Origin of the sequence: Nocardia sp. NPDC101769 (assembly GCF_044766925.1) — a bacterium.
Classification (GTDB): domain Bacteria; phylum Actinomycetota; class Actinomycetes; order Mycobacteriales; family Mycobacteriaceae; genus Nocardia.
Window position 1 is genome coordinate 16,658 of record NZ_JBIWMX010000024.1, and the last position, 18,909, is coordinate 35,566.

21 protein-coding genes and 1 tRNA gene are annotated in these 18,909 nt (G+C 68.2%); 16 read left to right on the top strand and 6 right to left on the bottom strand.

Features of this window, described 5'->3' with window-relative positions:
- Genes ACIRRA_RS30730 through ACIRRA_RS30780 form a run of 11 tightly spaced genes read left to right on the top strand, consistent with a single transcriptional unit; the run spans position 1 to position 8,223 of the window.
- Positions 1-597 (top strand): hypothetical protein, encoded by a 597-nt coding sequence (locus tag ACIRRA_RS30730; RefSeq protein WP_402775317.1) that lies wholly within the window; start codon positions 1-3, stop codon positions 595-597.
- Positions 598-626: 29 nt separating this feature from the next.
- Entirely contained in the window at positions 627-995 is a 369-nt protein-coding gene (locus ACIRRA_RS30735) for a hypothetical protein (protein WP_402775320.1), read from the top strand.
- 34 nt (positions 996-1,029) lie between these two features.
- On the top strand, positions 1,030-1,902 hold the full coding sequence (locus tag ACIRRA_RS30740) for a hypothetical protein (RefSeq protein WP_402775322.1): 873 nt from the start codon (positions 1,030-1,032) through the stop codon (positions 1,900-1,902).
- Between the two features lie 32 nt (positions 1,903-1,934).
- Positions 1,935-3,413, top strand: coding sequence for a hypothetical protein (locus ACIRRA_RS30745; RefSeq protein ID WP_402775325.1), 1,479 nt, complete (start codon positions 1,935-1,937; stop codon positions 3,411-3,413).
- 3 nt (positions 3,414-3,416) lie between these two features.
- A complete protein-coding gene (locus ACIRRA_RS30750; RefSeq protein WP_402775328.1) occupies positions 3,417-3,800 on the top strand; it encodes a hypothetical protein in 384 nt (127 codons plus the stop codon).
- 3 nt (positions 3,801-3,803) lie between these two features.
- Positions 3,804-4,172 carry a hypothetical protein gene (locus ACIRRA_RS30755; RefSeq protein ID WP_402775329.1) on the top strand — a complete coding sequence of 123 codons (369 nt, stop codon included), beginning with the start codon at positions 3,804-3,806 and terminating at the stop codon, positions 4,170-4,172.
- 6 nt (positions 4,173-4,178) lie between these two features.
- Complete coding sequence (locus ACIRRA_RS30760; RefSeq protein ID WP_402775332.1) at positions 4,179-5,186, top strand: hypothetical protein; 1,008 nt, start codon at positions 4,179-4,181, stop codon at positions 5,184-5,186.
- 46 nt (positions 5,187-5,232) lie between these two features.
- Entirely contained in the window at positions 5,233-5,649 is a 417-nt protein-coding gene (locus ACIRRA_RS30765) for a hypothetical protein (RefSeq protein ID WP_402775334.1), read from the top strand.
- Complete coding sequence (locus ACIRRA_RS30770) at positions 5,646-6,782, top strand: helix-turn-helix domain-containing protein (protein ID WP_402775337.1); 1,137 nt, start codon at positions 5,646-5,648, stop codon at positions 6,780-6,782. The genes ACIRRA_RS30765 and ACIRRA_RS30770 overlap by 4 nt, the downstream gene beginning before the upstream one ends.
- Positions 6,779-7,009 carry a helix-turn-helix domain-containing protein gene (locus ACIRRA_RS30775; protein ID WP_402775340.1) on the top strand — a complete coding sequence of 77 codons (231 nt, stop codon included), beginning with the start codon at positions 6,779-6,781 and terminating at the stop codon, positions 7,007-7,009. The genes ACIRRA_RS30770 and ACIRRA_RS30775 overlap by 4 nt, the downstream gene beginning before the upstream one ends.
- Positions 7,009-8,223, top strand: a complete 1,215-nt coding sequence (locus ACIRRA_RS30780) for a tyrosine-type recombinase/integrase (protein WP_402775343.1) — start codon at positions 7,009-7,011, stop codon at positions 8,221-8,223. Before ACIRRA_RS30775 ends, ACIRRA_RS30780 begins: the two co-directional genes overlap by 1 nt.
- Positions 8,224-8,263: 40 nt before the next feature.
- Here the strand turns inward: ACIRRA_RS30780 and ACIRRA_RS30785 are convergent.
- Positions 8,264-8,340, bottom strand: a tRNA-Pro gene (locus ACIRRA_RS30785).
- A 182-nt stretch (positions 8,341-8,522) separates the two neighbouring features.
- Between ACIRRA_RS30785 and ACIRRA_RS30790 the strand changes: the two genes are divergently transcribed.
- Entirely contained in the window at positions 8,523-8,729 is a 207-nt protein-coding gene (locus ACIRRA_RS30790) for a hypothetical protein (protein ID WP_402775346.1), read from the top strand.
- Positions 8,730-8,962: 233 nt separating this feature from the next.
- On the opposite strand, the gene ACIRRA_RS30795 is transcribed toward ACIRRA_RS30790, so the two are convergent.
- From ACIRRA_RS30795 to ACIRRA_RS30810, 4 genes are all read right to left on the bottom strand, one after another.
- Entirely contained in the window at positions 8,963-10,405 is a 1,443-nt protein-coding gene (locus ACIRRA_RS30795; RefSeq protein WP_402775349.1) for a xylulokinase, read from the bottom strand.
- A 4-nt stretch (positions 10,406-10,409) separates the two neighbouring features.
- Positions 10,410-11,591, bottom strand: a complete 1,182-nt coding sequence (xylA, locus tag ACIRRA_RS30800) for a xylose isomerase (RefSeq protein WP_402775352.1) — start codon at positions 11,589-11,591, stop codon at positions 10,410-10,412.
- Positions 11,592-11,776: 185 nt separating this feature from the next.
- Positions 11,777-12,499 carry a thioesterase II family protein gene (locus ACIRRA_RS30805; protein ID WP_402775617.1) on the bottom strand — a complete coding sequence of 241 codons (723 nt, stop codon included), beginning with the start codon at positions 12,497-12,499 and terminating at the stop codon, positions 11,777-11,779.
- A complete protein-coding gene (locus tag ACIRRA_RS30810) occupies positions 12,474-13,151 on the bottom strand; it encodes a TetR family transcriptional regulator (protein ID WP_402775355.1) in 678 nt (225 codons plus the stop codon). Before ACIRRA_RS30810 ends, ACIRRA_RS30805 begins: the two co-directional genes overlap by 26 nt.
- A gap of 73 nt (positions 13,152-13,224) precedes the next feature.
- Between ACIRRA_RS30810 and ACIRRA_RS30815 the strand changes: the two genes are divergently transcribed.
- The 3 genes from ACIRRA_RS30815 to ACIRRA_RS30825 all read left to right on the top strand — a co-directional run bounded on the left by ACIRRA_RS30815 (position 13,225) and on the right by ACIRRA_RS30825 (position 17,374).
- On the top strand, positions 13,225-14,814 hold the full coding sequence (locus ACIRRA_RS30815; protein WP_402775358.1) for a GMC oxidoreductase: 1,590 nt from the start codon (positions 13,225-13,227) through the stop codon (positions 14,812-14,814).
- Between the two features lie 237 nt (positions 14,815-15,051).
- The gene (locus ACIRRA_RS30820) at positions 15,052-15,756 is read left to right on the top strand and encodes a response regulator transcription factor (protein ID WP_402775620.1); all 705 of its coding nucleotides are present in this window, start codon (positions 15,052-15,054) and stop codon (positions 15,754-15,756) included.
- An 82-nt stretch (positions 15,757-15,838) separates the two neighbouring features.
- Positions 15,839-17,374 carry a sensor histidine kinase gene (locus tag ACIRRA_RS30825; RefSeq protein ID WP_402775622.1) on the top strand — a complete coding sequence of 512 codons (1,536 nt, stop codon included), beginning with the start codon at positions 15,839-15,841 and terminating at the stop codon, positions 17,372-17,374.
- A 34-nt stretch (positions 17,375-17,408) separates the two neighbouring features.
- Here ACIRRA_RS30825 and ACIRRA_RS30830 read toward each other — a convergent pair whose 3' ends face one another.
- The gene (locus ACIRRA_RS30830; protein WP_402775361.1) at positions 17,409-17,726 is read right to left on the bottom strand and encodes a hypothetical protein; all 318 of its coding nucleotides are present in this window, start codon (positions 17,724-17,726) and stop codon (positions 17,409-17,411) included.
- A 146-nt stretch (positions 17,727-17,872) separates the two neighbouring features.
- On the opposite strand from ACIRRA_RS30830, the gene ACIRRA_RS30835 reads away from it, so the two are divergent.
- Complete coding sequence (locus tag ACIRRA_RS30835; RefSeq protein ID WP_402775363.1) at positions 17,873-18,892, top strand: asparagine synthase-related protein; 1,020 nt, start codon at positions 17,873-17,875, stop codon at positions 18,890-18,892.
- The last annotated feature ends 17 nt before the right edge of the window (positions 18,893-18,909 follow it).

Sequence of the window (18,909 nt, forward strand, 5' to 3'; positions counted from 1 at the left end):
ATGCACACCAACACTTCCCGAGCGATCGGTCTCGGCATCACTGCCGGAGTCGTCGCCGGGATCGCGACCCTCGCCACGGTCATCGCGATCGACGACTGGGATCTCGACACCCGCGTCTCGGAGGCCGTCGCCCGGACGCGGATGACCCCCGCCGAGCGCACCGAACTCTCCGCGACCAAACGCCTGCTCGACCACCAGGCCCGGCAGCGGCGCGAACAGCGCGAACTCGACGAGAGCCACAAGCGGTCGAAATTCCACCCCTACCTGCTCTCCACGCCAAGCGAACTGACCGAACTGTCGCTGTCCGGACTGATCTGCGAAATCCTGGCCGCCCGCCGCCAGCTCCGCCACGCCTGGGCCATCGACCCCACCACCGGCCGCCGCGACTACTCCGTGGTGGAGATCTGGACCGATCAGCTCGAAGCCATGCGCAGCGAATTCAACCGCCGCCGCCACAACCCCGCACCCGGACAAGCCCTGCCCCTGCTCGACCGCATGCGCTGGCAGGCCGCCTACAGCGCCGTGCACGCCGACATCGAGGTCACCACCAACGTTCCCGGCCTCGACGACCACGCTACCGCTGTCGCTCAGTCCTGATGAAAACCCTTATCCACGAGAGGCATTCGATGTTCAAGAGCCGAAACGAACCGATCCTGCCTATCCCTGCCGACCTGTACGACGAGATCGGCGATCTCGCCGAGCGAGTGCAGGCACTGCGCGCGGACGTCACCAGAATCCGCAACCGGTACGCGGAACTGGCGCAATCCCCGAAATCCCTGCGCGTCGACAATCTCGGCGCTCCGACCGATCCGCGCGAGGCGGTCATCCTCACCCACACCGCGCTGCGGGCGGTGGACCGCGACCTGGAGACCGTCGAGAAGGGCCTGACCTACGCCCACGGGCCCGCGTCCCGGATCAGCCTCACCGACGCCGCCGTCGAGCACCGCGAACAGCAACTCGCGCAGCAGCGTCCCCCGATCGAACGCACCCGATAGCCGAAACACCCTGCAACCGAGAGGAATCCGACCCGTGACTACGAATGAACCCCAGCAGCCCGCCGAAATCGATGTCGGCGCGTTGCCCCCGAAAGGCCCGCGGGAGCTGTTCCGGCAGCTGCGCCACACGCAACGGCGGCTGGACGGGCTGATCGCGGAGCTGCGCGACTTGAGCGCCGACTATCAGCAGCTGCGCGCCCGTCCCGAGTTGCTGCGGATCGATGAACTGGGTGCGCCGCTGGACCCGGTCCTGGCCACCGACGCAGTCCTGACCGACTTGGAAGCTGTGCTGGCCCGGGTGAGTTCGGCGCACGAGGGCGTCGAGCAGCTCCGGGGCAGGTACGCCAGCCGTCTGGACTACACGTGGGACGTGGTCGGTGCGGTGGCCCGTCACCGCGAGACCCTGCCGACCGAGGATCGCTACCGCGAGGCCAGTGACTTCCAGCTCAGCGATGCCTGGCACTGGCCGCCGAACGTCGCCGAACGGGCCCGGTGGAGTTTGACCACTTTCGTCGAGGTTCAGGCGGCCATCGCCACCTGCCGCGAACGCACCGAACAGCTGGGCCTGTCCGAGAACCACGACTACCCGGACTGGCACGACGGCCTTCTGCATGGCCTGACCATCGCACTGGCGTGCGTGGTGGTCGAGTCCGAACTGTCCTACGAAGCCGGGGGCCGTCGCCTGCTGCAGGTCGAGCGGCTGCTGCCGCCGCACCTGCGGGTGCTGTCCGACGAGGACGAACCGTGCCCTGAGGATCCCGCGACGGCCAGCGATGAACGCGCCCGCGCCGCCCACGGGCGCGCGGTCGGGATGGTCGAGCACCAGCGTCACGCCGACTACGGCAACTGGCAGTTCTACAAGCAGTTGCTGGGTCTGGGCCCCACCGAGCACATCCCCGCCGACTGACGAAACCCCTTATCGCCGAAAGGAATACACCCATGTCCGAAATGGACGACATCACCCGCGAAGCCGGACGCTTCACCGCCCAGATCGCGCAACTGCTGGCCCGGCTCTCCCACGCCAAGGGCTGGCGCGAGAAGCGACAGATCAAGAAGGGCATCAACCTGCTCGTGCGCGAACAGACCCGCACCGCCGAGCAACTGCGCGCCAACGAGTTGCAGGCCGCCGCCGGCGCGATCGACCACTACCGGCAGCACTCCGCGGCAGTCAATGCCCGCGCGATCGATCCGGCCACCAGCGCCGAACAGCGTGTGCGCGACCGGGAATCGCTGGCCCGCCACCACGGCAACCTGCAAGCGCGGGTCCTGAACTCGGAGATGCTGACGCCCATCGAGCAGGGCATCGCGCTCGACGGCATGGCCGCAGCGACCCGGTTCCCCGACTTCAAGCTCGGCAACCTGTTCAAGCACGCCCGCAAGGTCCGTGGCCTGGACGCCCTGCGCTACCGCGCTCAGGTTGCTCGCGCCCACGTCGTTACCGGAATCGCCCGCACCCCCGCCTACTTCCGGCCCGCGAACGCGCAGTCCCACAACGGTATCGGGCAGACCAGGCCCCACCGCAAGCCGGGCGGCGGGTACTCCGCGGCGCAGGCCGAGGCCGTGCAGAACATCCGACGCAGCATGGCCGTCAGCCGGCCGTGGGCGCCGCACCCCCACGAGCGCGACGCCGCCCGCCAGCAAGCGGCCCAGGCCGCGGCCCAGACGGGGATGACGGCCGAGCAGATCACGTGGGAGTTCAACAACGCCACGGCCAACAGCCGCGCCGAGACGGTCGTCGATGCCCGCCATGCGGTCGGTCCCGATGGTGTCGAGTCCGGGTTGCGCCACGTCGGACTGCACCCGGGCGAGAGCGAGGCCGCTGCGTGGGCGGCCGAGTGGACTGGATATTCCGCTGAGTTCGGCAACCCGACCAACGTGCGGGTGTCCGCGACCGAAGCCGGCCGCACCGAACCGTTCTTCACCACTGAGGGCAGCCACGCCTTCGTCACCGACGAAGTCAACGCCTGGCGCAACGAGGTCGACCGCCCCGTCCACGACCAGCCCCCGGAAAACCGACAGGATAGATCCCGCGAAAACGCCTCCACCAGTGGAGGTTCAGAGGATCTGGAGCGCCGTGTCCTGATGTTGCAGCGCGGCCTGGACGCGGTCACCGCCGACCGCGACCAGCAGCGGCAGCAGCTCGATGCGGTGCGGGCGGAGCTGGAGACGTTGAAGAACACCCAGTTGCGCACCAACCGCGAGTTGCGCGAGGCCCGCGAGCAGCTCGACACCGTCGGCGCCGAGCGCGACCGGTTCCGCGGTGAACGCGACGAAGCGGTGGACAAGCTCAAGCAGGCCACCCCGGAGCGGGACCGCTACGGCAGCAGCGAGCGGATCGAGGCCGAGCGGCAGGCCGGCGACGGCCCCGAGATCCAGCAGCCCAACAACGGGCAGCAGCGTCCGCAGCGGAGTCGGTGAACCATGCACAGCGAGCACGAAGAAGCGATGCGGGCGGACTTCCACGACCGCCAGTCGCAGGCGTTGAAGATGGCGCAGCCCGAGGTCAGCGATGACCAGCGCTACGAAATCGCCGACCATATCAGCGAATTCGACCAGCGATGGGCTTCGGGACCGTATGCCGACGAGTGGGCGTTCCTGCGCGCCGCGCACGCGGACTGGCACGCCTATCCCGAGCAGATGGGCCGGTTCGCCCGCGATCTGGAGGCCAGCCGGGATGTCTGGGAGGACTACGGGCTCACCGATGTGAATCGGCGCAGCGTGACCCAGGCCCGGCACATCGCCCACGAGGAGCGTGCCGCGCTCGCCGCTTTGTCGCAGCGGCAGCCGATCCGAAGGGAGCGCTGAGTTATGGAAGCCGAGCACGAGGAAGCCATGCGCAGCGACTTCCGGGAGCAGGCATCGCTGCAGGCGCGCACGTATCAGGCCGGAGTGACCGAAACCGAGATCGGGGAGAGCTTCAGCAAAGTCCGTGAGATCCACAGCCGGTGGAACTCCGGCCCGCACGCCGACCAGTGGCAGTACCTCTCGGATGCGTACGAGGACTTCCGCGATCGGCCCGACACCATGGACAGGTTCCTCGACAATGTCGAGTTCAACCACGCCCAAGGCTGGGACGGCGGCCTGGACGAGGTGCAGCGGCGCAGCCTACACCAGGCCAAGGAGCTGACCGAACCGCAGCGGGTGCGCCCGCGGGGCCGGATCCAGCGAGAGCGCTGATCGGTCATGGATCACGATCCGGCTCACAGGCGTTCCTGGCAGCTGATCACCGCTGCCCTGACCGCCACCATGGGTCCGGGCCGGGACCGGGCACGGTGGACATTGTTCCTGTGCCCGGTCCACGAGGCCGACGGAAAACCCCACACCCCTTCCCTCGGGGTCCGCTACGACCCCGCCCAGGGCAAAACCATCGTCCGCTGCTTCGCCCACTGCGACGACAAAGACGTCCTCGACAAGATCGGACTCCGTGTCCGGGACATGTGGGACCGACTCCCCGAACGCAACCCCCACCAGCCGCATCAGCGCGGACAACGGCGCCCGCCGTCGCAGGCTCAGCAAGCGCATCAGCGGCGAGTGTCGTTGGTGGACAAGGCTATCGACTACGCGCGCCTGCCGACTCCCTCGAAACCCGATCTCGGAGAAGCGATCGGGCCGACGGAGAACGTGTGTGGGTACGTCTATCGCCGCGCCGACGGCGGTGAGGAAGGTGTGGTTGTGCGGCACAAGACTCCGCACGAGTACGGCGAGAAGAAGTCGTTCACCCAGGCGCGATGGACCGGAAGCAGCTGGGAGCCTACCGGTTTCGCGCCGATCCCGTACCGGCTGCCCGAGCTGCTCGACGGCGTCCAGGCGGGGCGGGAGATCTACATCGTCGAGGGCGAGAAGGACGTCCAGCGCGCGATGGACGGCGGGCAGATCGCCACCTGCAACGCGATGGGTGCCGGCAACTGGACCGAGCAGCATGCGAAATGGCTGCACGGGGCGGGGCGGGTGATCGTGGTCGCCGATCGCGATCGTCCCGGCTACCACCACGCCGCCAAGGTCGCCGAAACCCTGCATGGCCACGTCGGTGAAGTCCGCGTGCTCCAAGCCGCCGCAGGTAAGGACCTGTCCGACCACCTCGACGCCAGCCACGGCTTCGAGGACCTGGAGATGGTGCCCTACCTCGACCGCCATTACCGGCAACCCCGGTCGGGCCCGCAACCCCAGCGGCAGGTCACCCGCAGCCGCTGATCCACCAAACATCTATCCCTGATTGATCACAAAGGAGAAAACTGTCATGACCAGCACCAATTTCGGACAGCGCTTCACTGCCGCCGCTGCGAAGATTCCTTCGGCGTTCGGCAAGAACAGCACGCCGGGCACCACTGTGTACGGGCGGATCACCAAGATAGGTGAACAGCCGAAGCTGAAGTACGGCGGCGCCCCGGGCGAGGTCGACGTCGACGAGCACGGCAACGTCATCCAGCAGTTGTTCATCACCGTCGAGACTCCGAACGGGCCGCGCAACCTGTACCCGACCAGCCGCATGGAGCAGGCCATCGGACAGGCGATGAACGCTTCCGGCGCAACCAGTTTCGACGTCGGCGCCACCTTGTCGGTCACCTACACCGGTCCCGACCCCGACAACGACAAGGCCCGCCTCTACACCGCCGTCTACACCCCCGCCACGGGCGCGAACGGCGGTGGTCGGTGACCGGCAACGACGCCGGTTCGATCGTGGGGCGCACCAATGCCGTTGCGCCCCACGGCGCACCCCGCGTCGACACTGTCGCACCACCGGCAACCAGCCAGCACGAACGCGACACCCGCACATCCGCGCCCCTCCCAGTGCTGGACGAGGCGCCTACGGCCTTCAGTGAGGAGGCGATCATGACCACCGCCCGCGACAGCCGCGACACCCTGTCGCAGCAGCCGCGCGACAGCCGTCGCGCACGCGACACCGATGCGACAGACCGCGGCGGCAAGGTCGTCGCCTGGGCCGGATTCATATTCGGGTCGGTGCTCTCGATCGTGATGAACTGGCTGCACACCTGGTTGCCCGCCGCATCCAAACCACACGGCTGGACGCCGGGAGTATGGCCCCAAATCGGTTCCGCCGTATGGCCTGTCACATTGCTGCTGGCCGTCGAAGCCCTCTCACGCGTACGGTGGAAGCCCGGTCTGGCGTGGTCACTGGCCCGCTACGGCGGTGTCGGTACCGTCGCCGCCGGCTCGGCGCTCATCTCCTACGGCCACGTCCACGACGTCCTGCAAAGCTGGGAATACGGCACCGTCGGCTCCGCCGTCGGCCCCCTGGTGCTGGACGGACTGATGGTCGCCTGCGGGTTCGCGCTGCTCTCCGAATCCAGTTCCCCCACTACCGGTGGTGATGCCGAACCCACTCCTCCAGTTGTGGTCGACGTTCCTGCGCACACTGCGCCTGGCGGAGTTCCGGCCGGGGCGGTAGGAGAACCGTCCGCTGCATCCGTCAACGCGGTAAGCCCCCATGACGGCCCTGGAGCGTCTGCTGGAGGTTTCCTCGGGTCGGAATCGATTGCGCGATACCAGGATGCGACGCCGCGACAGCTCGCCCCGACGGGTGCGACACCAGGCGACAGCGCTGCGACAGCCCGCGACAGCGACGATCCGAATACGCGCGACGAGCGCATCCTGGTGCTGCATGCCGAGGGTCGTTCCACACGCGGGATCGCCGACGAAATCGGTGTCCATCACTCCACTGTCGCGCGAATCGTCGCACGCTACGGCAGCAGCGACACCACCCGCGACACCCTGTCGGGGCTGCGGCTGATCCAGACCCGCGCAAATGGTGAGGAAACCGCGTCATGACCGGTATTGAATGGTCTCCGGAGGAGATTCTCGAATCCGGCTGGTACACAACCGAGGAGGTCGCTGCCTTGCTGAAGATCGACCCGTCCAGCCTGCGGCGGTGGCGAACGGCTCGACCACCGCAGGGTCCGCCGTTCGTCCAGATCTCCGGCCGCGTAACCCGATACCGCGGCGCGGACATCATCGCTTACCTGATGCGCAGGCGCGTGGATCCGGCAGTCGCGTGATGGGCAACGAAGTCGATCTGATCCCGCTCGGTGTCGAGATCCGGGGAGACATCGAGGAGCGCAAGCGAGCCAAGCCCTTTCGGGCGCGTGTGCGGTGGACCGACCCCGCGACCAAGAGCCGTGGCTCGAAGTCCGAATCCTTCCTCACACGGGAGGAGTCGCAGGACTGGATCGACAAGATCAAGCAGGCGGCTGCCCGTGGGGTCGACCCGAGGATTGCCACTGCGACCCTGCGAGACTACGGGAACACGAACTGGGATACGGCCATGCGTGGTCTCGAACCCAAAACGCTCGACCCGTACCGGGCCGGGTGGCGCCAGAGGATCCTGCCCACCCTCGGGCACCTTCCGGTCACGATGATCACCGCAGGTGTCGCTGATCGGGCGGTCACCCGGTGGATTGCCGACGGGCACAGCAAGTCGACCGTCAAGAACACCCTGGCCGCGCTGGGTCGGGTCATGGATCAGGCCGTCCGCGACGAAGTGATCGACCGCAATCGGGTCGACGTCACCGGGTGGCAGCGACAGTACGAACGCTACGAGGATGAGTTGGACAATCCTCGAGCCCTCGCCCTGCCGGATTGGCAGACGCTGTCCGAGATCGCGGACGCTCTGGTCGCCGCCTCGTCGGACGGATACCAGGGCTGGGGAGACGTGGTGATCTTCGCCGCGTGCACAGCGACGAGGATCGGTGAGGTATCCGGCTGCAGGGTTGGCGACATCGACACCGAAGCGTGGCTATGGACGCTACGGCGTCAGACCACGCCCGGACCGGGCGGACTTCAGGACAAGGGGACGAAAGGGAAGCGCGCCCGGTCGGTCCCGATTATCGAGCAGCTTCGTCCGTTAGTGGAGAAGCGGATCGCGGTCGCGGGCAAGAAACCGGATGCCCGGCTATTCGCCGGACCGCGCGGCGGGCGGATCCAGGTCACCGTGTTACGGCGCGCAACACACTGGGACGAAGTGGTCGCCAAGTTGGGGTACGAACACCTGCGTAGGCACAGCCTTCGGCATACTGGCCTCACCTGGTTCGCCGACGCGGGAGTGCCGATCCATCGGCTCCAACAGATCGCCGGCCACACCGACCCGCGAATCACCCAGCGGTACCTGCACCCGGATAAGAAGGCCCTCCAGGATGACGGCAACCTGCTGTCGATCCACCTCCGAGCACCGAATCGGTCCCCAGATGGTCCCCAACTCCGATTGGTCAAATAACAGAAAACCCCTTCCGACCCTGGTCGGAAGGGGTTTTTCTTGGTCGGGCTGACAGGATTTGAACCTGCGACCACTTGACCCCCAGTCAAGTGCGCTACCAAGCTGCGCCACAGCCCGTTGCATTCGCTCTCGCTTGTGCTCGATGAGATTACCCCAGGACCCCCCCGAACATCCAAATCGGCTGGTACTTGGCGTGTGGTGGGGTAGTGAGGCTCATGGCCGGGGCGAGTGGGCGCCGGCGTTTGGGGTCATCTGGTGCTCGGGGTGCACGCACCGCGTGGTCCCGTCGTCTCCAGGAGATGGCGCCCGGTCCCGTTGTCACGCCGACCTTGTTCGTCCAGTGCGCCCGGTCATTCCTGGGGAGCTCATCGGACCGTGCGGACTGGCAGGCCCAGCCCTGGGACGCAACGCATTCCGTCGTGCCGGTCCAGGCTGATCACTTCACGATCCTCGAGGACGGCTCGGCGGACGCCGCGGACGTGATCGAGGGCTGGCTCGCCGGTTAGTGGCGACGACCGGGTGAGCCCAGGCTCACCCGCAAGTTCTCGTCCGATGCCTTGTTCGAGGTTGATGCGGTATTCGAGGTCGCGGCGTTGCTGCCGGTCCCGGAAAGCTATGTGCGCCAAGTGATCCACGACTTCACTCGCCTCACGCGGCCTGGCGGTCGATCGACTGTCGGCGGGCTACGAGGGTACCGAAATCGGCAGCGATGCATGGGATCTGGCAACGGCGCCGAACGTCACCGGTGTGAGCGGGCGGCTGCCTCCCGGTATCGGGCCAGCAATTCCGGCGAGGGGTCTGCGCCAAAGGTGCGGGTTGTGGCCGACGGCCAGGCGGGGGGCTGCGGGGTCGACGCCATCACCCACGCGGCTTGGCGAGCGGCTCCCGCGGCGACGTATTCACCTGGAACGGGAACATCGACGGGCACCCCGAACACGGCCGGCGCGATGGCGCACACGGCTGCCGAGCGTGCACCGCCACCAGTCAGCGTGATCCGGTCGACGGGCACCGAACCACGACGGAACACGTCGGCAGCATCGGCGGTCAGGCACAACAGCGACTCCACCGCCGCCCGGGCGATATTCTCCCGGGTCATCGACTCCATCGTCATGCCGTACAAGCAGCCGGTGGCGTGGGGAAGATTCGGCGTCCGCTCGCCTTGCAAGTAGGGCACCTGCACCAGCCCGCCCGCGCCGGGTGACGCCGCCAGCGCCAGTACCGACAGCCCGTCGAGATCCACGCCGAGGACGGTGGCAGTCGCCTCGAGGATCCTGGTGGCGTTGAGAGTGCACACCAGTGGAAGAAAACGACCGGTAGCGTCGGCGAAGCCTGCCACCGTGCCGGACGGATCCAGGACCGGCGTGGTCGTGACGGCGGCGATCACGCCCGAGGTACCCAGCGAGAGCATCACCTCGCCGGCCTGCAGTCCCAAACCCAGCGCTGCGCCGGCGTTGTCGCCGCACCCGGGCCCGACGATCATCTCCGGCCAGCCCAGCGCAGGGTCGGAGGTGCCTGCGGGCGCCGTCGGCGCCGAAACCGCCGGCAACACGATGCCCTGCGCGTGGGTCTGGCTGCACCGCAAAGCCATTGCCAGCAGCTCACGCCGGTAGATATCGGACACCGGATCGAAATAGCCGGTGCCGGACGCTTCGCTGCGGTCGGTGACCAGGTCGTCGAGCGACCTCGCACCGCGCAACCGCCAGCTGAGCCAATCATGGGGCAACGCGATCGCTGCGATCCGGGCGGCGTTGGCGGGCTCGTGGTCGGCGAGCCAGCGCAGTTTCGTGACTGTCAGCGACGCGACGGGTGCGGTGCCGACCGCGTCTACCCAGTGCCGCACACCCGCGTCGTGATCGCCGTCGCCCATTTCGTGAACAAGGTCGCGTGCGGCGGCAGCGGATCGGGTGTCATTCCACAGCAACGCCGGACGGATTACCGCGCCGCGGGCGTCCAGGCAGACGAGTCCGTGCTGCTGCCCGCCGACCGAGACCGCGGCCACGTCGTCCAGGCCGCCGGCCTGCCGTACCGCCGATTGCAGTGCCTGCCACCAATATTCGGGATCGATCTCGGTGCCGGGCGGGTGTGGGGCGGTAGCCGAGCGCACCAGCCGGCCGCTGTGCGCGTCGCGGATGACAACCTTGCAGGATTGGGTCGAGGAATCGACCCCCGCCACCAGTGTCATGGCCTCATCCGATCACATGCTCGACGGCGAGCTGGTGCAAACGCACGAAGCCGTAGTCGCGCGTGGCGGCGGTGTCGGGGTCGAACCGTTGGTCTCGGGCCGCCGCGAACTCCTGTACCGATTCACCCTCGCCCAGTGTCGGCTCGGCGAGGTCGAACACCCCGGCGTGTGTCATCGCCTCCTGCACGCGAGGGTCGGCCCGGAATGCGCGCGCCTTGTCGGCCAGCATCAGGTACGTCGACATGTTCGCTCGTGCCGATTCCCACACCCCGGGCATGTGTTCGGTGCGTGAGGGTTTGTAGTCGAAGTGCCGGGCCCCGGTGTAGCGAGGGCCGTCGGGGTAGCCGGGGAACCCATTCTCGAGCAGGTCCACGGTGAAGAACGCCGACATCAAATCGCCGTGGCCGAACACCAGGTCCTGGTCGTATTTCGCGCCGCGCTGCCCGTTGAGGTCGATGTGGAACAACTTGCCGCTCCACAACGCCTGCCCGATCGCGTGGGTGTAGTTGAGTCCCGCCATCTGCTCGTGGCCGGTCTCGGGGTTGACCCCGACCAGATCGGCATGGTCGAGCTCCGCGATCAGCGCGAGAGCGTGTCCCACGGTGGGCAGCAGGATGTCGCCGCGCGGTTCGTTGGGTTTCGGCTCCAATGCGATGCGCAGGTCGTATCCCTGTGCCTTGATGTAGGCCGCGACGGTGTCGATGCCCTCCCTGTACCGTTCGAGCGCGGCGTAGAGGTCCTTGGATCCGTCGTATTCACTGCCCTCACGGCCGCCCCACATGACGAAGGTAGTGGCATCGACCTGTCCGGCCAGATCGACCGCGTGCAGGATCTTCCGCAACGCGAAGCGGCGGACCGCCCGGTCGTTGGCGCACAGTCCACCTTCCTTGAACACCGGGTGGGTGAAGGTGTTGGTGGTGACCATCTCGATTGTCAAGCCAGCGCGATCGGCCGCGTCTTTCACTCGGGCGACCCGTCGCCGCTGAATGGTCTCATCGGCGTCGAATGGGTAGATGTCGTTGTCGTGGAAGCTGATTGCCCAGGCCCCGAGCTGGGCCAGCCCGTCGACATAGTCCCACGGAGCCAGTGTCGGGCGGGTCGCGGCACCGAACGGATCAGCGCCGCTCCAGCCGACGGTCCACAGCCCGAACGAGAACTTGTCCTGCGGGGTGGGTTGGCGGGACATTGCACGGTCCTCTCATTTGTTCAGGGGCGGAGGTGTCGACGGCAAGGTGATAGCTGGACCATACGGGGGCATCGGCGAAATCGGGCATGTCACCGCCGATCCGGGCTCGAAGGTTCGACAGACGTCACGCCGCGATCGCGCGCCGGACCCGCACCGGCTGCGCGCTGGACCGGGTGAGCTCAGGCTCACCCGGTCGTTCTCGCCTGGCTCGACAGCGCCGCCGAGCTGTGCTCGCGGATCAGCTCCGCCACCGCGCGGGAATTCGCGTCGATGAAGAAGTGACCGCCCGGAAACGATTGCGCGGCGAAGCTTCCGGAGGTGTGTGAGCTCCACGCCTGGATGTCCGCGAAACTCGCATCGGGGTCACGGTCGCCGACCAGTGCGACGATGGGGGACTTGACCATTGCGTCCGTCGTGCACGCGTGGGTCTCGATGGCTCGATAGTCGTTCCCGACGATCGACAGGATCAATTCCCGGCACTCGGGATCCTCGAGCGATACCGCGGGCGTACCGCCGACCCGGAGCAATTGTTCACACAGTTCTCGATCACCGAGCAGATGCACGCGCCCGGTTCGTGTCGCCGACGGAGCGCAGCGGTCGGAAGCGAAAAGCACTGTCGCCGTTGCCCCTGCCTCATTCTCGAGCCGACGGCATGACTCGAAGGCTACGACGGATCCCATGTTGTGGCCGAACACCGAAAAATTCTCGGCATCCCCGACGGCCTCGATCAACTCGGGAAGCAAGCCCTCGACAAGCCCTGAAATATCGCCCACGAGCCGTTCGTGTCTTCTGTCCTGCCGTGCCGGATATTGAACGGCGGCCCGGATTCGACATCCGAACGTTACCGCGCAAAGGGGCTCGAGCGGGGTGCGGGGGAGAGCGTCAGGGTTGTTGTGGCGCAGGGGAATCCGTAGGGGCGCGGCGGAACGGGGCGGCTACGTCGGGGCGCAGGGGGACAGCGGCGGCGGAGTCGCGGCGACGGAGGGCCTCGGTGGCCTCGGGCTCGTTGTTGGCCGTCAGGCGATAGACGGCGCGTTCGAGGATCGGAAGGACTTCGGAGACCTGGAGGGTGCCGTCGGCGCATTGGCCGAGCAGGGAGAAGGTCATGTTGGAGAGGACGACGGCGATGTCCTCGAGGTAGCGGGGCTCGGCGCCGGCGAGAACGGCGGCGGCGATGGGGAGGACGGCGTCCAGGCCGTGATTGTCGAGGCGCTGGTTGGCCGGACCGATGCGGGCCCGGTGGTAGGCCTCGAGCATGATCGGGTGGCGTTCCCAGGGATCGAAGACGTGGCGGATGACGCGGAGCAGGCCGTCACGAATGGATTCACCGGGGGGCGGGGACTCCATCGGGATGTAGGTGTTGTCCTCCATCCAAGCTTCGATGGCGGAGACGAGCAACTCGTCGCGCGTGGGGAAGAGCTTGTAGATGGTGGTGAGCGAGACGCGGGCGCGGCGCGCGACTTCGCGCAGCTGGACGGCGTCGTAGCCGTCGGATTCGAGCAGGGTGCGGACCTCGAACAGGATCCGTGCTCGTAATGCCTCTTCCGTCTCCTTGGCCATGCAGTTACAGTAACGCCGTTACTTGAGTAACCGGGTTACTCGTAGAGTCCGCACGAACCTTCCAAGGTGTCCAATGCCAGATATCTCGCGTCGCTCCCTGCTGTCCGGAGCAGCCGCCACCGCTGCTCTGCTCGCGACCGCGCCGGTCGCCCGCGCAGGAATCGCCGCCCGGGTCAAGCGGGTGGAGCTCACCCGCGAAGACCATCGGGTCATCGTCATCGGCTCCGGTTTCGGTGGCGGCGTCACCGCCCTGCGCCTGGCCGAAGCCGGCGTCCAGGTGCTGCTGCTCGAGCGCGGCCTGCGCTGGCCCACCGGACCGAATGCGCAGACCTTCCCGCGTGCCACCGCACCGGACAAGCGCATGCTGTGGCATCGCTCGAGCGCCGAATTGTTCGGCAAGCCGGTGGCTTTCGACAAGTACACCGGCCTCGTCGAGGCGGTGCCGGGGCAGAACATGACCGCCCTGTGCGCGGCCGGTCTGGGCGGCGGTTCGCTTGTCTACCAGGGCATGTCGCTCCAGCCCACGGAGGCGGTCTTCAGCGCTCATTTCCCGGATGGATTCGACTGGGAATCCCTGAATTCCGTCTACTACCCCCGGGTCGCCCGCATGCTCGGCCTGGCCGTGGCTCCCGACGAACTGATCAACGCGCCGAACTACACCGCCGCAAGGGTTTTCGCCGATCACGTCCGCCAGGCCGGTCTGCCGCTGTCGAAGATCCCCATGCCCATCGACTGGAACTTCGCACTCGCCGAACTCCGGGGCGAGATGGCTCCCTCCTACACCAACGGTGACGGGGCCATGGGCGTCAACAACGGCGGCAAGCACTCGGTCGACGTCACCTATATCGCCGCTGCCGAGGCCACCGGTTGCATCACCGTCGAGACCCTGCACGAGGTCACCGACATCGAGCGCGCCGCGGACGGCCGCTGGGTCGTGCACGTGAACCGCACCGATACCGCGGGCACGGTGCTGGAGAACAAGATCCTCACGACCAATGCCCTGGTCATGGCCGCGGGCAGCCTCAATACCACCCGTCTGCTGGTGCGCGCGGGGGCGAAGGGCCAGATCCCCGATCTCCCGGACGACCTCGGCCGCGGGTGGGGCACCAATGCCGACCGCATCTACGTCTGGTCCGCTCCCATCGAGGAATTCGGCCCCGCCCAGGGCGGTCCCGTCGTCTACGGCAGCTTGAACTGGGATGACCCGGACAACGCGCACACCGTCATCCAGGCGTCCATTCCGCCGCTGTCGATGGACGCGCACAGCACCATGATGGTCGGCTACGGGCTCAGCACCGGCCGCGGCGAGTTCCGCTACGACTCGGCGACCGATGCCGCGACCCTGCACTGGCCCGTCGACGGCGATGCCGCCATCCAGGACAACCACATCGGCCCCGCGGTGCAGCGCATCGCCGGACCGTCGAGCGCCCTGCTCGACACCAATCTCGCGTTCCCGTCCACTTGGCATCCGCTGGGCGGCGCGAGCATGGCCACGGTGTGCGACCTCGACGGCCGCGTGCACGGCCAACCCGGCCTGTACGTCCTCGACGGTGCGCTCATGCCCGGCAACACCGCCGCCTGCAACCCGTCGATGACCATCGCGGCCCTGGCCGAACGCGCCCTGGACCGCTTGGTGGCCACCGATGTGGGGCAATTGATTTGACCGTGCACCGATTTCGACAGTGCGGCCACCGAATTGGGTGGTCCGACTCGCCGCTTCGAGCATCCGCGAACACACCGTGCGCTCGGTCCCGCCCGAACGCTGACGCGGCGCGCACAGCCGGCGCACAGCTCTCACAGCTGACCCATAGCTTCGGTACAGCTTCGGCCCAGTGATTTCCCCGACGCTGTAACGATGTCAGTTCTGACCTCGGGAAACACCCCGATCGAGCGCTCCGCCATGCGTCGTGCCGACGGCAGTCCCGTCAGCGTGCTGGTGGTGGACGACGAACCGGCGCTGGCCGAATTGCTCGCCCTGGCCCTGCGTTACGAGGGCTGGACCGTCGGCACCGCGGGCGATGGGCGCACGGCCGTCGCCAGGGCGCGCGAACTGCGGCCCGATGTGGCCGTGCTCGATGTGATGCTGCCCGATATGACCGGTCTCGAGGTGCTCGACCGGCTGCGCTACCTGATCCCGGATCTGCCGGTCCTGCTGCTGACCGCCAAGGATTCGGTCGAGGACCGGATCGCCGGGTTCACCGCGGGCGGTGACGACTACGTCACCAAGCCCTTCAGCATCGACGAGGTGGTGCTGCGGCTGCGGGCGCTGCTGCGGCGCGCGGGCGTCGCGAGCGAGGACAGCGGCTCGCGGCTGGTGGTCGGCGACCTGGTGCTCGACGAGGACAGCCACGAGGTCACCCGCGACGGCCTCGACATCGCACTGACCTCAACGGAATTCGAGCTGCTGCGGCTGTTCATGCGCAACCCCCGCCGGGTGCTGAGCAAGGCGCAGATCCTGGACCGGGTCTGGAGTTACGACTTCGGTGGCCGCTCCAACATCGTCGAACTGTATGTCTCCTATCTGCGTAAGAAGATCGACAGCGGCCGCGCGCCGATGATCCACACACTGCGGGGAGCGGGCTATGTCCTCAAGCCGGCTCAGTGAGTCCACGCTGGAGTTCGGTGAGTCCGAGCTCGGTCCATCCACGAACGAGCGGGGTGAGTCCATGAATCGACGCGATGAGCCCATGAACGAGCGCCCCGTACCTTCGGGCCGGCCCGCCGAGCCGAGGCCGCGCCGCCGCTGGTCGCTGCGAAGGCGGCTGCTGGTCGGGCAGATGGTGCTGCTGGTGGTCGTGGTCGCGGGCATCGGCATCGCGACCGAGCTTGCGCTGCAACAGTTCCTGGTGCACCAGGTGGACGTCGGCCTCATCCAGACGACAGAGCATGCCCTCGGTGACGTGGGTGGCGGTTCCGGCCTCGGCCCGCCGCCGGACCAGCACAATGCCCCCGGCCCGCCGCCGTCCACGGGCGAGCCGTCCGGTCCGGGACCGGAATTCCTGAATCGCCGCAGCATCCAACAGGATACGGTCGGTGCGCTGGTGGACCGCGACCACTCGATGACCGCGGGCCGCGTCGGCAGCGACGGCGTGCAGTCCGCCCTGTCGGAGGTGGCCCGCAAGCAGCTGGCCGCCGTCACTCCCGGTAAGCCCGTCTCGATGGATATCGCGGGCCAGGGCCACTATCGCGTGCTCGCCGAGACCACCCGGTCGGGCAAGACGGTGATCACCGGACTGCCGCTGGCCTCGGTCGACGCCACCCTCATGCGGGTGCTCCTGATCCTGCTGATCGTCACCGCCGTGGTCCTGGTGGTGGCGACCTCCGCGGGCATCTGGCTCATCCGGCGCGCCCTGACCCCGCTGGATCGGGTCGCCGCCACCGCTGCGCGGGTCGCGGATCTGCGGCTGGATCGCGGGGAAGTGACGCTGCCCGTGCGGGTTCCGGTCGCCGACGCCGACGCCCGCACCGAGGTCGGTCAGCTCGGCATGGCCATCAACCGCATGCTCGACCACATCGCGGGCGCGCTGGAGGCTCGGCACGCCAGCGAGACCCGGATCCGGCGGTTCCTGGCCGACGCCAGCCACGAGCTGCGCACCCCGCTGTCGTCCATCCGCGGTTACGCGGAACTGGCGCTGCGGGAACGGGATACGCTGCCGCCTGTGGTCGCGCACGCCATGAGCCGCGTCGACTCCGAGTCCCGGCGCATGACGACCCTGGTGGAGGACATGCTGCTGCTGGCTCGCCTGGACGCCGGGCGCGGGATCGAGCACACGCCGGTGGACCTGACCCGGCTCACCGTGGACGCGGTCAGCGACGCCCACATCGCCGGCCCGGATCTGCAGTGGGCGTTGGAATTACCGCCCGAGCCGATCGTGGTCATCGGCGACACGGCCCGCCTGCACCAGGTGCTGGCCAACCTGCTCGCCAATGCGCGTGTGCACACCGGACCCGGCACCCGGGTCACCACCGCCCTGGCCGAGGACGGCCGGGGCGGGGCGATCTGGCGGGTCACCGACGATGGACCGGGCATTCCCACGGAACTGCAGCCGGAGGTCTTCGAACGCTTCGCGCGCGGTGATTCGTCGCGTTCGCGACGCGCCGGCAGCACCGGGCTCGGCCTGTCCATCGTGGCGGCGGTGGTGAAGGCGCACGGCGGCGCCATCGACGTCGAAAGCCGTCCCGGCCGCACCGAATTCACCGTACGCCTGCCCGCCGCGGGCTGAGCGCACGGCGGCGGTCAGCCCGCGGCGGTGACGGTCAGCCGAAGGAGCCGGTCGGCGGCTGCGGCTGGGCCTGCGGTTCGGGCTGGGGCTGCGGCTGATCCGGGCCGCGATCCTGGTCGCCAGGCCGGTCGTGCCGATCCTGGTCGCCGTGGCGGTCCTGGTTGTCGCCGCCGCGATCGTGATTCCAATCAGGGTCGGCGATCTGGCTGACCACCGGAATCCCGGAGTCGGTGGTGGCGGCCGAGGCGGGGATGGCCAGCGCGGCCAGCGGCACCGCGGCGAGCGCACCGGCCACGGCGATGCGGGCGGTCACGCGGCGCAGGCGGGACGGGGTCACAGACGAGGATTTCAACGCGCAGAACCTTTCTCGGAGGGACGGTCGGCCGATCGGCCTGCCGTGACTCCCATCCAAAGGCCCGCACGTGGGCGGGCCATGGGTCCTACCTATGTGCCAGCTGGGAATCCGAGCCGGTATCGCGCCGCAGTAGGCTGAGCCGCGTGGGACGACCGGCCGCAACACACACCGCCCCCGCCGCCCAGAGCGGCGCACCCATGCAATTCGTCGCGGACCTGCGCGATATCGCCACCCCAGACCCGGATTCGCGCCGCCTCACCGATCCAGGGCACGCCGCCGAACTGGTGGCGGCCGAGACCCGCGACCGGCTGCGCGCGGTGTTCGAGGCCATGCCCGCCGACCCGGTCATCCTGCTGTCCGGCGGCGTCGACTCGATCTTCCTGGCCGCCACCGCCGTCGCCCTGGGCCATCGCCCGCACGCCCTCACCGTGCTGACCGCCGACGGCGCCGACCGCGCCAACGCCACGGCCGCCGCCACCGCCCTCGGCCTGCCGCACGACATCGTCGAACTGGACGCCCCCACCGTGGCGGCGTTGGCGCGGGAATCGCTGGAACGCCTGAAAGTGCCCGAGCTGTGGGAGGTTTCGTATGCCGTCCCGATGCTCGCCATCCAGCCGGTCCTGGACCGTCTCGGCGTCACCGGCCCGATCCTGACCGGCAGCGGCGCGGACGCCATCTTCGCGGGCGGCAAAACCCTTGCGCACCCGATCGATTCGCCCGAGGCCACCGCGGAACTCGACTACTTCACCCGCACGGAATCCGCCCGCAACTTCACCGTCGACCGGCTCGTCCCGGACTTCTACCCCCGTATCCTGGGCGACCGCGCCGACCATATCGTGCACGTCTTCCAAACCGTCCGTTTCTGGGAACTCGCCCGAACCCTCGCGCCCCCAGCACTGTTCGGCCTGCACGACGGAGCCCCCGCCGACAAGTTGTGCGTCCGCATCGCCTGCCAGCGGCTGCTGCCCGAGTCGGCCCGCTCCCTGGCGTGGGCCGAGAAGTCCGCCATCCAGCGGTCGGCGGGCATCATGGGTGCACTGGCTGAGGCCGCCCGTGCGTACGCCGCCGACATTCCCGGCGCGCGCACCTACTCCGATCCCGGCACCGAACCCTTCGACGCCGTGGCCACCCGCCTCTACCTCGCGCTTCTCCTGCGCGACTAGCCGCGAGGCGGGCGACC

What these genes read in the sequence shown, in the direction of transcription:
- ACIRRA_RS30815 (WP_402775358.1), top strand. Translation starts at nt 13,225, where the DNA reads ATGCCAGATATCTCGCGTCGCTCCCTGCTGTCCGGAGCAGCCGCCACC.
- ACIRRA_RS30820 (WP_402775620.1), top strand. Translation starts at nt 15,052, where the DNA reads ATGCGTCGTGCCGACGGCAGTCCCGTCAGCGTGCTGGTGGTGGACGAC.
- ACIRRA_RS30745 (WP_402775325.1), top strand. Translation starts at nt 1,935, where the DNA reads ATGTCCGAAATGGACGACATCACCCGCGAAGCCGGACGCTTCACCGCC.
- ACIRRA_RS30790 (WP_402775346.1), top strand. Translation starts at nt 8,523, where the DNA reads ATGGCGCCCGGTCCCGTTGTCACGCCGACCTTGTTCGTCCAGTGCGCC.
- ACIRRA_RS30730 (WP_402775317.1), top strand. Translation starts at nt 1, where the DNA reads ATGCACACCAACACTTCCCGAGCGATCGGTCTCGGCATCACTGCCGGA.
- ACIRRA_RS30775 (WP_402775340.1), top strand. Translation starts at nt 6,779, where the DNA reads ATGACCGGTATTGAATGGTCTCCGGAGGAGATTCTCGAATCCGGCTGG.
- ACIRRA_RS30735 (WP_402775320.1), top strand. Translation starts at nt 627, where the DNA reads ATGTTCAAGAGCCGAAACGAACCGATCCTGCCTATCCCTGCCGACCTG.
- ACIRRA_RS30760 (WP_402775332.1), top strand. Translation starts at nt 4,179, where the DNA reads ATGGATCACGATCCGGCTCACAGGCGTTCCTGGCAGCTGATCACCGCT.
- ACIRRA_RS30825 (WP_402775622.1), top strand. Translation starts at nt 15,839, where the DNA reads ATGAACGAGCGCCCCGTACCTTCGGGCCGGCCCGCCGAGCCGAGGCCG.
- xylA (WP_402775352.1), bottom strand. Translation starts at nt 11,591, where the DNA reads ATGTCCCGCCAACCCACCCCGCAGGACAAGTTCTCGTTCGGGCTGTGG.
- ACIRRA_RS30780 (WP_402775343.1), top strand. Translation starts at nt 7,009, where the DNA reads ATGGGCAACGAAGTCGATCTGATCCCGCTCGGTGTCGAGATCCGGGGA.
- ACIRRA_RS30750 (WP_402775328.1), top strand. Translation starts at nt 3,417, where the DNA reads ATGCACAGCGAGCACGAAGAAGCGATGCGGGCGGACTTCCACGACCGC.
- ACIRRA_RS30810 (WP_402775355.1), bottom strand. Translation starts at nt 13,151, where the DNA reads ATGGCCAAGGAGACGGAAGAGGCATTACGAGCACGGATCCTGTTCGAG.
- ACIRRA_RS30765 (WP_402775334.1), top strand. Translation starts at nt 5,233, where the DNA reads ATGACCAGCACCAATTTCGGACAGCGCTTCACTGCCGCCGCTGCGAAG.
- ACIRRA_RS30755 (WP_402775329.1), top strand. Translation starts at nt 3,804, where the DNA reads ATGGAAGCCGAGCACGAGGAAGCCATGCGCAGCGACTTCCGGGAGCAG.
- ACIRRA_RS30795 (WP_402775349.1), bottom strand. Translation starts at nt 10,405, where the DNA reads ATGACACTGGTGGCGGGGGTCGATTCCTCGACCCAATCCTGCAAGGTT.